Source organism: Vreelandella sp. ssv (genome assembly GCF_059448525.1).
The window spans coordinates 656,795-671,709 of sequence record NZ_CM182545.1 but is presented as its reverse complement, the minus strand read 5'-3'; the positions used below and the strand labels follow the sequence as shown (position 1 = coordinate 671,709).

Here is a 14,915-nt window from a genome sequence, read left to right as displayed (position 1 = left end):
ATGCGCTAGGGTCTACTACGCTGAGAGGGTGGCTACTGCCGGTGGCCTAAAACAATCACAATAAACCTTCGTTAAAGGCAACCCAATGGCATCTACACGACAAACGCTGTTCACGGCAACGCTCTGTTCCGGCCTTGGCCTTCTACTGGCATCACCTCTTTGGGCTTGGGATGGGGTCGTCGAAAAACAGACCTTCGAAATGGACAGTTTCACTACCCAGGGTGGCGAGACGATTCCCAACGTCACGGTGGGTTGGGAAGCTTACGGAGAGCTCAACGACGCCCGCGATAACGTCATTCTGATCACCCACTTCTTCTCCGGCACCAGCCATGCGGCAGGCCGCTATGAGGCAGAGGGGCAACCGACCGGCTACTGGGATGCGATCATTGGCCCCGGCAAGCCGCTGGATACCGATGAGTACTACATTATCTCCTCGGACACGCTGGTCAATCTCGGTGCCAATGACCCCAACGTCACCACCACCGGGCCCGCTACCATCAATCCCGATACCGGCGAACCCTGGGGCATGGACTTCCCGGTCGTCACCATCCGCGATTTTGTCGAGGTACAGCGCGAGCTACTGGAGAGCCAAGGCATTGAATCACTGCATGCGGTGATGGGTGCCTCGATGGGCGCGCTACAGGCCATCGAGTGGGCCAGCGCCTACCCAGACCGAGTAGAACGCTTAATCTCCGTGATTGGCGCCGGTGTTACCGACCCGTGGCTGCTGGCAACCCTAAGCGCCTGGGCCGCGCCGATTCGGCTGGATGCCAACTGGAACGAAGGTAATTACTACGACGGCGAACCACCCACCGACGGCCTAAAAGAAGCGCTGAAGCTGGTGACGCTCAACGCCAACCACTGGCAGTGGGCCAACGAGACGTTTAATCGCGACTGGGCCGACGAAGCACGCGACCCGGCCCAGGATATCAACGCCCGCTACGCGATCGAGAAAACGCTGGATGACATTGCTGCCGCCCGGGCTGCCACTTCTGACGCCAACCACCTGCTCTATCTGGTACGCGCCAACCAAACCTTTATAGGGGGCCATGGCGACTCGTTAGAGGAAGGGCTTGCCGCTATCGAAGCACCGACCCTGATGCTGTATAGCGAAAACGATCTCGTCTTTGCGCCCCAAGGTGTGCGCCGCACCGCCGAGCTGATTGAAGCAGACGGCACCGACGTGACGATTGAAACCCTGGAAGGTAATCGCGGCCACTTGGATGGCGTGGTTTCCATCGACCAGGCGAGTGACACGTTGCGAGAGTTTTTACAGTAAAAGATTAAGCGCTGGCTTTTAGACTAAAGCCAGCGCTTAAGAAGTTGCGATATGAACCAGACTAACTAGCCGCCAGGCCAGAGCCTCTAAAACGTTAGCGGCTAGCGTTTTCCTCGGCCACCTGACGAAGCGCATCGACCAACACGTCGGCGGGCTGGGCACCTGAGATCAGGTAGCGTCCATCGAGAATAAATGCCGGTACGGCGTTTACCTCTGCCTCCATAAATCGCTGTTCTGCTGCGCGCACTTCGTCTGCGTACTGGTCTGAGCGGGCGATAGCTTCGGCAGCGTCGCCATCCAGCCCAACCTCAATGGCCTTCTCACGCAGCACCGCTGGGTCGGCGGGGTTCTTCGCCTCACCGAAATAGGCCTCGAACAGTGCCAGTTGCAGGGCTGTCTCTTGGTTTTGCGTTCCGGCCCACGCCAGCACGCGGTGGGCCGCGAAGGTATTGTTCGCCCGACGCTCCAGGGCACCGCGGAAATTCAGGCCAAGCTCTTCGGCGGCGGCCATAATCTCGCGCTGGGACTGCTCCATGCTGGCAGCATCCTTGCCGTACTTGCGGCACAAGTGCTCCAGGATCGGCTCGCCCTCGGACGGCATATCGCGGTTCAGCTCAAAAGGCTGCCAGACCAGCTCAACGTCGATCTCGCCATTGAGTGTCTCTAGCGCTTGCTCCAAGCGCCGGTAGCCAATGGCGCACCACGGGCAGGCCACATCGGATACCAGGTCGATTCTTACCTTTTGCATTTTGTATACCCCATTGACATATCCCAAAATTCGATCAAACTAAAGAAAGTATGTTACGTGTATATAGTGAGTAACGGCAGTACTGATAAGGAGACCGCCATGGAAAAAGCAGCGGTGTTTAAAAGTAACCGCAGTCAAGCGGTGCGTATGCCGAAATCCCTCGCGCTGCCTGAGAACGTTACACGTGTTGATGTTATTGCCTTGGGTCGCGCGCGCTTAATTACCCCCGTAGGTGAAGCGTGGGATAGTTGGTTTGATGGTCAAAGTGTCACTGTAGACTTTATGAGTGAACGCGAGCAGCCAAACGAACAGGAACGCGAGGCGTTTTGATGCTTAAGTACATGCTTGACACCAATATCTGCATTTTCACCATCAAACATAAACCTCCCCATGTTCGTGAGACCTTTAACCAGCATAGCGACCAGCTCTGCATCAGCACCGTGACACTCATGGAGTTGGTGTATGGTGCTGAGAAGTCCGCGTCTCCCGAGAAAAACTTGGGTGTGATAGAAGGATTTGCGGCGCGGCTGGAAGTTCTCGATTACGACCCCAGTGCCGCTTACCACAGTGGCCAGCTGCGTAGCGAGCTGGCCAAAGCGGGCACACCCATCGGCCCATACGATCAGATGATTGCCGGGCATGCTCGTTCAAGAGGCCTGATTCTGGTAACCAATAATCTAGGTGAGTTTAGTCGTGTCCCAGGACTTCGAGTAGAGGATTGGATTTAAGACGACTATTCATCCCCAACGGGTATCAATACCGATGATCAAAACAGCGTTAGCGTTAAGCACCCTATTACTTATCAGCGGGTGCGCTCAAAACAGCAATACCGCCGCATCAGGCGCGCCGGACTCAGATGCGTCGACCGAGCAAAACCAGCCCCACCACCCGGAGACCGATCAATGGGTTGGCCGATGGACAGGCGTAGAAGGGCTATTTCTGGACATCAGCAAGAACGAGACTGCAGGCCCCGGCCACTATCTGCTTGAAATGCAGTACGGCCTGGATGCCGATCAAAGAGGCACCTTCGAAGGACAGGCCACCGCTGCGGGCATTAGCTTCAATCGCGAGGACGGCCCACAGCTGCTTCGTGCGGGCGACGGCGAAGCCACCGGCATGAAGTGGCTATTGGAAAAGGAAGACTGCTTGGTAGTCGCAACAGGTGAAGGCTATTGCCGCGACTGATCTGCGGGGCAAGAACAATAGTATGCCCAGCTTAGTCCAAACTCATATTCCCGCCTGGTTTACCGCCTAACTTTCACGCTGACGCGGAGCACACTATCAACACACCCAACCAAGGCTGCTTTAGCAACCGGCAGCTCAGTGACCTAGCACTGCTCCCTATCCTACGACCAGTTCCCCTAATCCAACGTTTTCTGAATTCGGTAAAGGAGCGCCAACGCCTCGTCTTCTGACAGAGGTGAAACGGCGTTAGCCAGCGCGGCCTCGATTTGTGCCGCGGCCTGTCGGCCTTGCAGCGCCTTAGCTTCACCACTGGGCGTTAATCGAGCGAGCTGACGGCGGCCGTGGCGGTCATCTTGCCGCCTGACGACATACCCTGCTGTCTCTAACCCCGCCAAAACAGATTGCATGGACTGAGGCGTAATAAAGGCTGCATTGGCGAGATCAGCGTTTGTCATGTCCGGTTGGCTCATCAACGCGGAAAGTACGGCATTTTGTGCGGTGGAAAGTCCGCACGCCTTCAGAGCTTCGTCCATGCGACGGCGTAACCGATGCTGAGTTCTTTTTAGGTTGTACCCCAAAGACCTCTCCAGACTGTATTGCTTTACCATATAAGCTTCCTTACACTATATCAGGTAGCTGATATTATACATGACTAGGAGAAAAGGGCATGGCGTCTCTCATCGGCATCGATTTTGTGGGCATTCAGGCAGATGACCTGGAAGCCGCCAAGGATTTCTATCATGGCAAGCTCGGCCTCCCCATCATCAAGGGCCCGCCTGACGCCGTGGTATTCGACGGCAAGCCAGCGCCTTTCGCTGTTCGCAAGCCTCTCTCCGATCTGTCAGCCGCCAACGAGTATTTGGGAGCCGGGGTTGCGCTATGGTTTGCCTGCGATGATGCCGATGCTCTTCATGCAGAGCTCGCCAGAGACCAAGTCGAAATTGTATTTCCTCCCAAGGATGGCCCCTTCGGCCGTTACTTCGCTTTCCGCGATCCGTTCGGCTACACAATCACGGCGCACACCGCCATAAGTCAGGAAAGCTGACATGACCCGCTACTGGATGGGAGTCGCCTGTGAGCAACATGCGCGGGCAGGCCGTGATGGTGGATTTGCCCAACTGGGTCACGGGAAGCAGTCTGCCGTCAGGGGCCTGAAGAAAGGCGACTGGATCGTCTATTATTCCCCACGCGAAAAAATAGACGGCGGCGCTCCTGTGCAGGCATTTACGACCATCGGCAAAATCACCTCGGAAAGCCCCTACCAAGCGGATCAATCCATGGGGTTTCATCCTCACCGTGTCGATGTGGATTACCTGCTCACCGCAGTACCGGCCCCGATCCAACCACTCCTTGAGGTGCTGGAACTGACACGAGGTCGAAAGGCGAATTGGGGCATCGTCATGCGTGGTGCAAAAAGGGAGCTTTCCGAAACGGATTTTCGAAGCATTGCCGTTGCGATGGGCGTGGATTGGTAATCACCCAACAAACCCTCGCGACCTTTTAATAGCAGCGTTGGAGAATCCCACAAAGGTTGCGGATGTTAGCGCTGCGAGATACGTGCAAAGCCAGCGTTGGTAGTGAATCGCCTGCTTGCAAGCGAAGTAGAAAAAAGGTTATTCGCCCGCCAGTTCAGAAAAGTGGCCCGCTTTATCCAGGGTGTATTCGGCAAAATCCCGCGCCAGGTATAGCGAGCCCGAATAGGCGCTCTGGGCTTCTTTGTGAATGTCCTCGATGGAGGGCGACGCATTGGGGTTAGGCTGGTAGCGTGGGCTAAAGTGCGTCAGCACCAGATTGGGCAGTTGTACGGTTTCGGCAAACGCGGCGACAAGCTTGGCGTAGCTATGCCCCACATCACCGGCCTTCTGGGCCATCTCTTCGGTGTAGGTGGCTTCATGCACCAGCACCTGCGCGCCCGCGCAGGCATCAAACAGCAAGTCAGGCTGGTCATTGTCCCCAGCGATCACCACTTTTCTAGGCTTGTGCTTGAAGATTAAGAAGTCATGGCTTTTTAACCGTTCACCCTCAAACTCAACATCAAACCCTTGCTTCAACTGCCCCCACAACGGCCCTCTCGGAATGCCCTTCTGCGCTAGCTTATCCACATCCAAGGCGGCATCGACCTTTGTCTCCGTAAACCCATAGGCATAGGACGGCGCCCGGTGTGAAAGCCTGAACGTGGTCACCGCGATGCTTTCAAACTCAACGCTGGGCAGCTCGTCCGAATCGATAAACTCCAGGGCGAAGGGCAAGCATAGCTGTGTGGCCTCGCAGGTGGCTTCCAGCCATACCTTGATACATGCGGGTGCCACAATGGTAAGCGGCGTTTTCCGCCCGCCCATTCCCGCACTCGCCAGTATGCCCGGCAGCCCATAGCAATGGTCGCCGTGCACGTGGGTAATCAAGATGGCTTTCAGTGAATGGAACGACAACTTAGTATGTAAGACCTGATGCTGGGTGCCCTCACCACAATCGATCAGGTACCAGCCCTTCCCTTTGCTCTCTCGTAAAGCGATGCCGGAGACGTTTCTGCTTTTGGTGGGTACACCAGCGGAGGTGCCTAGGAATAGTAAATTCATAGCTTATTTGTGCTCACTTAGGAGCTAAGACACTTGACTGGCAGTTGACTAAATTTAAGAATAATTGCTTTTACTGTAATAATTAGGTATGCATTTATGCAGTTGACAGCTAGCTATATTTTGCAAGCTTGGCTGACGCTACTTACAGTTAAAAAATTAGCGCTCCTAGCTCATAATGAAGCACGCAACGGCGCGAGCCGCGATCAAGCTCGAATTTCTGCGCTTTGTTACTTGTCTTTATTCGCTCTAACAATTGCCCGTTTAGTAAACGCCTCAAGATTCATTAAGTCATCAATCCTGATTTCATCTACCCAAATATCTAAATTCCCATAAGCATTTCGGAAATCTGACCATTCGAGCGGGGAAAAATCAAGCTCCTGAAAGTCCCTCGTATAATCAAATAGCTTCCCAGCCAATGCGTATAGTTCACCAAGTCGATAGAAATATGAAATCAAATTATTTTTTTCTGGGCTTATATCACTCTCATCATGCATCCGATCAACAAAATCTCTTATCCTAGCATCATGCACTTGCAGCTTGGCAAGTAGTTTTGAGAAGTACACACCGACATCAGGTTCAGCATGTCTAATGCAATTTCCAAATACCTCTTTATATTCGTCCGGTAATATTGGAACAGCGATGTTTGGTTTCTGGCCTGGCGCAAGTTCCCATCCAGCGATAAACACCGACGCTGATTCTTTAAAATAAGAAACCAATTGACTCAGAGCTGCAGGAACAAACGCCTGTGAAGCAAGAAACTCTCGCTCTCTTTGCTTTTCTGCATTGAACCGTGAAATATTGAAAGCGGTGATACTTGAAATGAAAGCTAGCATTCCTACATTTAGACCTTGCCAACGATCCCAAACATCCTGAACATAGGTCCACTCACCGTGACCCTCTATCAAAGGAAATATGAGCATACAGACAACGTAAAGGGCAATAGCTGGAAAGCCTATCCAGTTGAGCAAACCTGCTAATCGCTCTGCTTTCAGAATTCCGATCCGTCTCATATATTCCCTCGCTGTCCGACGTTCAGGACGCATAACGACGCATTCAGCGGCTTGTCCGCTGCAATCATTGGTTTTGGTGCTAAATGCTCTCACCATGATTTTTTATTTTTACATCTCTTCGCATCTCTAAGAAATTCCTCTTGTGACAGCTAATACTGCCACATGCGAACAACTTGTTGCTAGTCATGCTCCCAACCAGCGCGTTTGTGATAGTGCTTGTTAAAAACTTACATTCATGACTTAGTACCAAAACGCTTGTCTTGATGTATTACAAGCAACTTAAATATGCTTGTGCTATAAATAGCTAAACCTGTTATCAGAATAAATAAATTTAAAATAAATACTTTCTGCTCCAGTGCCACATCAGGATTAATCATGCCCGACCAGATTTCGTCCCCATGCTTGAAAAAAAATAGATTGCCCTTCAAAAAAGAATTTCATGACAATTAACATTAATATTGAAATACTTATTACTATCCATAATTTCGGTTTGGTCAGCAATGTAATCAGCAAAAGAGTGAAATTTAATAGTTTGAAGCTCATGAGTCTGGGTATCGTTAAGTACAGTAATGGAGAATATATACCTATCCATAAAGAACTGGTCAAAGATAGGATCACTACAAACTTTGAAATGAACATGACTTTCATCGGTATCAACAATCACTACTCACTTTCGCAAATCTAACTCCTGAATGAACGGAGGATTCTTCGTTAAGAAGCGAAGAAAAAAAGAATGATTAAGGCCCATCAAGACCAAAACGAATTTAAGGCAATTGTTAGGCAGTTACCTATCCCTTTGGTCAATCTGCTCGCGTTTTTCTGTTGGCAGTTTTTCATATAGCGTTTCGATCATTTTTGGCTGGGTGATCATCGTTTCAGTGATGATGTTCACTAAATTGAAAAGTGCAATCGCAGTCTCAGGCTCATCATTGAGGTCGATTGTTCCCGGGTGAACCGCTTCATTTCCAACAACCCGAACTACATCGAGACTTTTTTGGACTATTGGATTGAGACCTTGCTTCACTAACGAAGCGATGTCGGCGTTGATGTTTTTGCCCGGCTCTCCAAGATGCTTACATAACTTCTGGACGCATAGGCGCAACAGAGCAGCGGCACCTCTCGGAGAATCGCCTACAATCCGAGTAGCTTCCTCGTAGTCATCAAAGATTTCCTCTGGGAGATCAGGATTCGGTGGCGGCGCGAGCGTAGAAGCCGGATAAATCAAGTTACCCCCAACCCAGATAGATCTATTCCGACAATGTGTGCAATGTGCAAAAGAGACACCTTCAACGTTTTTGAAACCTGATGAGTTAAAACTTGATAACGCTTCGCCCCAGATTTGATTCGCATAAGCTTGGCAGGCTGGACAGTGAAATGCTGACTTGTTGTGTTTGGGTGGGGTGTGTAGTTGTCCGCTCATACTCTTCAAAATCCCTCGATTTTGTCTCACAGTGATCTTACGCTCAGCCATATACCCTCAATAAAATTGCCAGCGCACTGATTGAGAGTTTACAGCCACATCATTTGACTTTATCCCACTGACTCGCCATGAGGCAAAGCAAATGTTGGAAAAATCCCCCAAAGTAGCATAATAAGGCGTTTTATTTCCCTAGCCACATGGCTTCTAGCTGAGTGCCACACACCCCTTCTCCCCACCAAACCACTGCTGCTTGAGCCCCCGCTGCTTTTCCAACAACAACGTAAGGTAGTCACGCAATGGATGGGCAGATGGCAGCGCGGCCAGATGTTTGCGCAGCCTACGTTGGAAAGGAAACTGTTCAGCAGGCACATGCAGCGGCGTGGCGTTTTGGGTGAGCCATTCAATGTTGGGAAGGAGCAAGTGGGTGGCGTTGCTGTCGAGGGCTAGTGTGACTCCTTTGACATCAAAATCACCGGCGTAGATATGTGTTCGGCGTGTCTTGTACCACGCCTCTGCCAGTAAGGCGAAGCCGCCGCCGTAGTGGCTGTCGCCACGGTAAACGACCAGCGTGTTGGCATAGCTGCGTAGTGCTGAAATATCCGGCGAAAACTCATAGAAGCTGTCCAGGTTTTCGACCTGAATTAGGGCGCTGAACGCGCTCAGTTTTAGCCCTATTACATCTACATCGCGAATAGCGCGTGGCTCGTTGGCAAGCCCCGCTATTGGCTGCGGCGGAAAGCTGACGAGTACCCGCCGCGCACGGGGGCTTTCGCGGGTTACTTTGTCTTCTTCCACACCCTCTTTTGCCTGGGCGCTGCTGGTCAGGCCGCTGAGTGAGCGGCCTAGCGGTGCCAGGCGGGCGCTTTCTAATACGTCATTGATCTGCGCCAGCAAGGTGGCGTCAAAACGTAGCGCTTTACTGTTGATTCGCGTGGCCAGGTCAATATCGTGTTGATGGCACCAGGCCACTACGTCGTCTACCCATTGGCGGCGCGGCTTCTCCACCGCGGGCTGGCGGAGAAGTTCGCGGGCGACGCCGTTAAGGCCATTGCGTGCGCGGCTGGGTAGGTTCATACGGCCAGCTGCAGTTCTACATCGTGGATCAGGCGCAGGTGGTTGAAGCGGCTGGCCTGGCTCTCCTGCTGTTTGAGCCGAAACGCCTTCTGGTCGCTGCGCGGCAGGCCCTGGTACTCGGAAATCACCTGGAAGAGCCAGATCTCATCCGGCCACTCCAGCGGGCTTGCGTGCAGGTACTCAAGGGCGCTGACCGGCTCCACCTGGGGCTGGTCGATCACGCTCAAATAGAAGTGTTCCACATCCTGCTTGAGCGCCTGCTGGCGGGCGGCGGCGAGGCTGCTTTCCTGGGCTTGGGCCGGGGCCGCTGCTTCAACGGTTTGCGTGGTGTGGCGCGGCTGGGGTAGTTGGTGCAGCAGGTCGGCGAGCAACCGGCTATCCAGGTTGCGATCCAGCGCCGGGGCGGCGGCTGCGCTTAACGGTGCGGCCTGGTTGATCAGACCTGGCACTTCGCTGCGCCGGGCGTAGTTGCCCGGCACAAAGCCGGGGTGTTCGCGCATAAAGGCGGCCATGCCGGTGATCAGGCGGCTGCGCGCCTGCTGTTTGCGAAAGCGCGCCATCAGTTCGATCAAGCGCCGCTGCACTTCGCGCAGGCCGGTGTAGTGGTGGCTTAGCTGCTGCTGAAGCTGGCTGATCAATAGCTTGCGCAGGCTGCCATCGCTGCCCACCAGTTCGATCAGCTCGTCGAAGTCGATCAGCGCCAGGCCATCCAGCAGCCGCGCGATCTGCTTCTGGGCGCGGTCGTTTTCGCGGATTTTGTCGTTGAGCTGGCTGACGAAACCAAAATCGCTATTCAGCCGCTGCCATAAGCTGTCGATGGCATCGGCGAAGCGGCCGTTCAGGTCGTCGACCTCCTGGCGCAGGCGCATCAACTGCTGCTCCAGCCGCCAGTGTTCGCCGCGGCTGCGCGCCTCCCGGTAACTGTGAACCAGGGCGCGAATCAGCTCCAGGGTTTCCGCTACATCTGCATTCACATGGCGGCGGGTCTCGTCGGCGAGCATCTCGGCGATCAGCTCGCGCACCTTAGGCGCCAGCTTCACACCGCTCTGCTCGTCCGGCCGCCATAGAATGCGCGCCGCCAGCAGCTTGCGTAGCGCGCTGTCGCTGAGCGATTCCAGCGGCACTTCATCGCGGGTATAGGCCTGCATCAGCACATCGGCGTGCTTGCCGAGCAGCGCCAGCCGTTCGCTGCCGGTTTTTAGCAGGCGGCTTTCCAGAGCGTGTTCTCCGCTAGAACTCACAACAGGGCCTCCTGGGAACCGGAGCCTTCTTCGCTGCCCTCTTCGATAGGCAGGTTCTCTTCATCGCGAATAAAGCGCACCAGATCCACCAGGTAGTCGATCTTGCCGGTGACCACGAATACCTGCCGCTCTGAATGGGGCTGAAGCAGGTAGCCGTGCTCTTTCAGGCGCTTGAAGACCTGCTTTACCTGGGCATCGAGCTGGTCACTTTGCGAGCCGAAAAAGCTGTCAGTGGCTAGGCGTTCCAGGCGTTCGCGCAGGCTTTGGTTGTCTTCGCACTTGGCGCTGAACTCGGCGGGTTTAAGCACATCGCCGGGGGCGGCCAGGGTATCGCGGCCCAGGGCTTCTTGAACCAGTTGTAGCCACTCCAGCAGCGGCAGCAGGCTATTGAGCGTATCGCCGAGCTGACGTGACAGTTGATCCCGGGCGTTGTCATTAAGCTGACGCCAGGCCAGAAAATAGACGCTGCCGTCTTCGTTGCTGGCCAGCCGCCGGTTAAGCGGCCGCAGGTAGGTATCGATCTCTTCCCGGGTCTCTTCATTGGTGAGATGACGATAGCCACTCTCATCGCTGATCGGGCAGACAAATTCCCCGGCCAGCAGGCGCTCTAGCAGTGGGCCATGTTCGATCATACCGTCACCTCCTGCTGACGTTCCTGGAGCCGTTCGGCCAGGCGGCTTAACCGTGGCTCGATGCGTTTTAACACCCGCTTGTTAGGGTTGGCCTCATCGCGGTCAATCAAGTAGCGGTTGGCGAACAGCAGCAGCACGTCGGACTCGGGGTTGGGAAACGCGCCGACGATATGAATGCGGTTGCTGTCGCAGGCGTCGAACAGTTTTTCGACGTTGTGATAAGCCAGGGTGCCGATCTCATCAATGGGCCAGTGGATGGCGATTTCCGCATCGCCGCGCAGCAGGCGGGTAAAGGCGAGCAGGAACTTGCACAGAATCAAATACGCCATGCCGTGGCTGGAGGACTCCAGCAGCTGGCGGTCATTTTTGATCACCAGATCGGTGCCGCCTTCGTTCAGGTGCAGTTCCAGGCGCAGCAGGCTTTCGAAGCTGTACTGCTGGTCGCTGCGCAGCAAATCGACCACGTCCGCTAGGGCGTTGAGGTAGTCGTCGCTGGGGAGCGTCTGGCCGGATTCCCGCCACTCTTTATAGCGCTGGGCGAATAGCTTCAACGGCTCCCAGAAGCCGAGTTCATCAATAGTGGACTGGATGCGCACTTCGGCTTTGGTGATGCCTTCCAGGCGCAGGTCATCGGCGACTTCTTCAGAAAGTCGGCGGCTTTGGGCGCTGATGCGCCGGTTCAGATCGCGGAACACGGTGAAGAACTTATCCAAATCGTCGCTTAGGTTGCGGCCTTCCTGAATCAGCTGCTGCTGTTGATCTTCCAGCAGTTTAAGCATGTCGCGCAGTAGCGGCAGCTGTAGGCGCGGGTTGTCGCTTTGCAGCTTGCTGCGTTCGCTTTCCAGCGCTTCGGCAAAGCCGCTGCTGGCGTCCTTGATCAGTTGGCTTTCGACTTCCAGGCAGCCACGGCGCAGCTGCTCGATGAGCTGGTGGCGATTGCCCAGCGCCTGGCGGGCGCGCTCAATGCGTTCGTCTACATCACCGACTGGCGCACTCGACGCCTGGCCGTCAGGCTCAATGGCCAAGCTTTCCAGCTGGGTGAGTAGCGGCTTCAAGGCTTCCAGGCAGGCGTATTCGCTCTCCCGCTGGGTTTTCAGCATGCTAACCGTGCTTTGGTGGGTTTTGCGCGCCGCCTGGAAGTCGTTTTTCAGGTGCTCTTTATCGCGCTGCAGCTTTTGCTCCGCCTGCTCCAGCTCGGCTTCTTGCGCGACCAGCTGCGGCTTGTGCTGCCCCCACTCGACGCGCATAAAGCGGGTGTATTCGGTGAGTTCATCCTGGCGGGCGGCGGTGACGCGGATGCGTTCATCCTGGCTGGCCAGCCGCGCCTTGGTCTCTTTTAGCTTGGCGGGGTCGACGCCCTGCTCGGCCAGTTCCTGGCTAAAGGCCTCTTCCAGTTCCTCGCGCTGGCGCTGGTGTTCGGCATTGGCGTCGCTCAACTGCTGCTTATACTGGCGCAGCTGGGCCTCCAGGCTATCCACCTGGCTCTGGCCGTCGGCTTTTAGCTCCAGCAGTTGGCTTTGATGGGTCTCGCTAAGGGCGGCGAGCGCCTGCTGCTTCTCTTCGCGCAGCTCGGTTTGCGCCTGCTCCTGGCGGGCTAACGCGGTTTGGTGCGCGGCGCGGCGCTCCTGCTGGCGCTTGGTGTGGCGCTCCTGCTGCTGGCGGCGGGCCTCTATCGCAAACTCGACTTCCTGCTCGGCGCGCTTGTGGGCCATGCGGCCTTGATCCTGGGCTTCATCGGCCTGCTGCACCCGCTCGTTCTGCTGCCTGAGCGATTTCTCGGCGGCCTGGCTCTCCGTTTGCACCCGGCGTTTGGCGGTGTTCGCCTCTTCAATGGCGGCCAACAGGCTGGCTTCATCCTGGGCGTAATCCGGCAGGGCAATGGCGGAAAGATCCAGCGCCAGCCCGAACAGGTCATCGCTTGCGCCTTCCGCCAGCTGCGGGGCGAGGTCACGCCGCTCCAGCAGCTCCGGCGCAATCACCTTGCCTAGCTGCTGCTCCCAGCCGGGGCGGTGGTAGCGCAGGAAGTGGCGCAGGCTGCCCTGCTCCGGGTCGCGCTGCTGATAGAGCGCAAAGCAGCGCTGCTCGGCGCGCTCCAGCTGCTGGCGAAGTTGCACCAGCTGCTGTTCGGCACTGTCGCGTTCGCGTTTGCGGCTTTCAAACTCCCGGCGCAGGCCATCCAGAGTAGCGGCCGAGGCGTTGCGCTCCTGCTGGGCCTGATCCAGGCGCGCCTGGGCAAGCTCCGCCTCGGAAGCCTCTTCGGCGGTCTGGGTCGAGAGCGAGAGCTGCGCTTTTAGTTCGGCTAGCTGCTCGACGCCAAGTTCTAATTGCGCCTGATACTCACCCTCCTGGCGCTGGCGCTCCTGCTGGTAGCGTTCATTGAGCTGCTGTTCGGACTCCCACTGCTGTTCACGGCGCAGGGCTTTCTCTTCGACCAGGGCGTCGATCAGTTCCTGGGACTCACGGGTCTGGCGGGCCAGGGCCTCGGAAAGCTCGCGCAGCCGACCGTCCAGGCGCGCCTGGCTCTCTTTTACTGCGTCCTGCATCACGTTAAGGTGGGCGAGCAACTGGTCGCGTTGCTCCCGCCACTGGGGCAGCGCGTTGATGTCGCGCTCCAGGGCAGGCATATCCGCATCGGCGTATTGCTCGTACTGGGTTTGCAGGTCGTTGAGGCGGCGCTGGGTCTGCTGTAAATCGCTGACCACTTCGCTGTGGCGGTCGTTCAGCTTATCTCGCGCTTCAGCGTAGTCACTCTCCCGCTGCTGGAATTCTCGCTGGTGGCGGGCTAGTTCGGCATCCAAATCGGCCATTTGGCGTTCGGCCCGCTGGCGGTCGTCTTCCAGCTGCGGCTTCAGTTGCCACAGCGTGGCATCCAGGTCGGCGAGTTCACGGTCGATGCCGGCTAGCCGGGCCAGCGATGCCTGCAGCGGTTCCAGGCGCATGGATTGGCGCATTTGGGCAATCCACTCCCGCGCCTTGGTGTTGCGAATCCGGGTCACCGGCAGCTCAACGCCATCCTCTTCGAAAATCGCCGCCAGCATGGTTTTGAGGGTGTCCATCTTGCCCTCTTTGGCATGCACCGCCGAGACCAGCTTTTCGATATGGCGGATGCGCCGCTCGGGTTTGACCAGGCTGAACTGCGCCGCGATCTGGCGCAGCTTGAGGCCGTCGCGGCTGTTGCCGTGCAGTTGGGTAAAGTCGTTCTGGATAACCGAGCGGAATTCAGAGGTCGCGCCCAGCTTGGGCGACACCGGCGTGCCGTTGCGCCTCAGGCCGCTGGCCCACTGGGTATAGTCCAGCGCCGCCACGCCCGCGTCGCTCTCTACCAGATAATCTTCCGGCTGGTAGGGCGCGCCGACAAAACGGTACTCCACCCCGCCCTCGGCCTTGCGGGTCAGCACTGCCTGGCAGATATTGCCCGCTTCGCGGCGGTACTCGTACACCAGGTAGCTGTTGCGGTGGGGCAGGTAGAACGCATCGAACTTCATGCGCGTCTTGGGCACGACCTTGTTGGGTAATTCGCCGTAGAACACCGGCACCAGACGCTGTAGCGTGGTTTTACCGGAGGCGTTGGTGCCGCAAATATTGGTGTGACCGTCCACACTCAGTTCAACCACCCCTTCCAGGTGGCCGTGAATCATCACGATGCGTAGCAAGTGGGCCATGCCGTGTCCTTTCAATGACGATTTCAAGGGCGATCCAAATCGTTTTGCTGATCGCTGAAAGCAGCCATTTTGCCAGACACCTTGATGG

Annotated in this window: 15 protein-coding genes; 6 read left to right on the top strand and 9 right to left on the bottom strand. The window is 56.0% G+C overall.

Features of this window, described 5'->3' with window-relative positions; translation table 11 throughout:
• The first annotated feature begins 85 nt into the window (after nt 1–85).
• On the top strand, nt 86–1,279 hold the full coding sequence (locus tag AC5TBW_RS03190; protein WP_495510688.1) for an E22 family MetX-like putative esterase: 1,194 nt from the start codon (nt 86–88) through the stop codon (nt 1,277–1,279).
• 94 nt (nt 1,280–1,373) lie between these two features.
• Here the strand turns inward: AC5TBW_RS03190 and AC5TBW_RS03185 are convergent, their stop codons facing one another.
• Nucleotides 1,374–2,027: a DsbA family oxidoreductase gene (locus tag AC5TBW_RS03185; protein WP_495510687.1), complete on the bottom strand. Its 654-nt coding sequence runs from the start codon at nt 2,025–2,027 to the stop codon at nt 1,374–1,376.
• Nucleotides 2,028–2,126: 99 nt separating this feature from the next.
• On the opposite strand from AC5TBW_RS03185, the gene vapB reads away from it, so the two are divergent.
• The 3 genes from vapB to AC5TBW_RS03170 are packed head-to-tail and all read left to right on the top strand — an operon-like array spanning nt 2,127 to nt 3,212.
• A complete protein-coding gene (gene vapB, locus AC5TBW_RS03180) occupies nt 2,127–2,357 on the top strand; it encodes a type II toxin-antitoxin system VapB family antitoxin (RefSeq protein WP_495510686.1) in 231 nt (76 codons plus the stop codon).
• Complete coding sequence (gene vapC, locus AC5TBW_RS03175) at nt 2,357–2,755, top strand: type II toxin-antitoxin system tRNA(fMet)-specific endonuclease VapC (protein WP_101145769.1); 399 nt, start codon at nt 2,357–2,359, stop codon at nt 2,753–2,755. The genes vapB and vapC overlap by 1 nt, the downstream gene beginning before the upstream one ends.
• A gap of 34 nt (nt 2,756–2,789) precedes the next feature.
• Nucleotides 2,790–3,212 (top strand): hypothetical protein, encoded by a 423-nt coding sequence (locus tag AC5TBW_RS03170; RefSeq protein WP_495510685.1) that lies wholly within the window; start codon nt 2,790–2,792, stop codon nt 3,210–3,212.
• Between the two features lie 176 nt (nt 3,213–3,388).
• On the opposite strand, the gene AC5TBW_RS03165 is transcribed toward AC5TBW_RS03170, so the two are convergent.
• Nucleotides 3,389–3,820: a MarR family winged helix-turn-helix transcriptional regulator gene (locus AC5TBW_RS03165; protein WP_485750497.1), complete on the bottom strand. Its 432-nt coding sequence runs from the start codon at nt 3,818–3,820 to the stop codon at nt 3,389–3,391.
• Nucleotides 3,821–3,879: 59 nt separating this feature from the next.
• Between AC5TBW_RS03165 and AC5TBW_RS03160 the strand changes: the two genes are divergently transcribed.
• Entirely contained in the window at nt 3,880–4,257 is a 378-nt protein-coding gene (locus AC5TBW_RS03160; protein ID WP_495510684.1) for a VOC family protein, read from the top strand.
• Between the two features lies 1 nt (nt 4,258).
• Complete coding sequence (locus AC5TBW_RS03155) at nt 4,259–4,687, top strand: EVE domain-containing protein (RefSeq protein ID WP_495510683.1); 429 nt, start codon at nt 4,259–4,261, stop codon at nt 4,685–4,687.
• A 138-nt stretch (nt 4,688–4,825) separates the two neighbouring features.
• On the opposite strand, the gene AC5TBW_RS03150 is transcribed toward AC5TBW_RS03155, so the two are convergent.
• From AC5TBW_RS03150 to AC5TBW_RS03120, 7 genes are all read right to left on the bottom strand, one after another.
• Nucleotides 4,826–5,788, bottom strand: coding sequence for a ribonuclease Z (locus AC5TBW_RS03150; RefSeq protein WP_495510682.1), 963 nt, complete (start codon nt 5,786–5,788; stop codon nt 4,826–4,828).
• Nucleotides 5,789–6,015: 227 nt separating this feature from the next.
• Nucleotides 6,016–6,831, bottom strand: a complete 816-nt coding sequence (locus AC5TBW_RS03145; RefSeq protein WP_495510681.1) for a hypothetical protein — start codon at nt 6,829–6,831, stop codon at nt 6,016–6,018.
• A gap of 751 nt (nt 6,832–7,582) precedes the next feature.
• A complete protein-coding gene (locus AC5TBW_RS03140; protein WP_495510680.1) occupies nt 7,583–8,269 on the bottom strand; it encodes a DUF4145 domain-containing protein in 687 nt (228 codons plus the stop codon).
• A gap of 153 nt (nt 8,270–8,422) precedes the next feature.
• The gene (locus tag AC5TBW_RS03135; RefSeq protein ID WP_495510679.1) at nt 8,423–9,292 is read right to left on the bottom strand and encodes a DUF7281 domain-containing protein; all 870 of its coding nucleotides are present in this window, start codon (nt 9,290–9,292) and stop codon (nt 8,423–8,425) included.
• Nucleotides 9,289–10,533 (bottom strand): hypothetical protein, encoded by a 1,245-nt coding sequence (locus AC5TBW_RS03130; RefSeq protein WP_495510678.1) that lies wholly within the window; start codon nt 10,531–10,533, stop codon nt 9,289–9,291. The genes AC5TBW_RS03135 and AC5TBW_RS03130 overlap by 4 nt, the downstream gene beginning before the upstream one ends.
• Nucleotides 10,530–11,165 (bottom strand): condensin complex protein MksE, encoded by a 636-nt coding sequence (locus tag AC5TBW_RS03125; protein WP_022520046.1) that lies wholly within the window; start codon nt 11,163–11,165, stop codon nt 10,530–10,532. The genes AC5TBW_RS03130 and AC5TBW_RS03125 overlap by 4 nt, the downstream gene beginning before the upstream one ends.
• Nucleotides 11,162–14,827, bottom strand: a complete 3,666-nt coding sequence (locus tag AC5TBW_RS03120) for an ATP-binding protein (RefSeq protein WP_495510677.1) — start codon at nt 14,825–14,827, stop codon at nt 11,162–11,164. The genes AC5TBW_RS03125 and AC5TBW_RS03120 overlap by 4 nt, the downstream gene beginning before the upstream one ends.
• Nucleotides 14,828–14,915 lie beyond the last annotated feature (88 nt).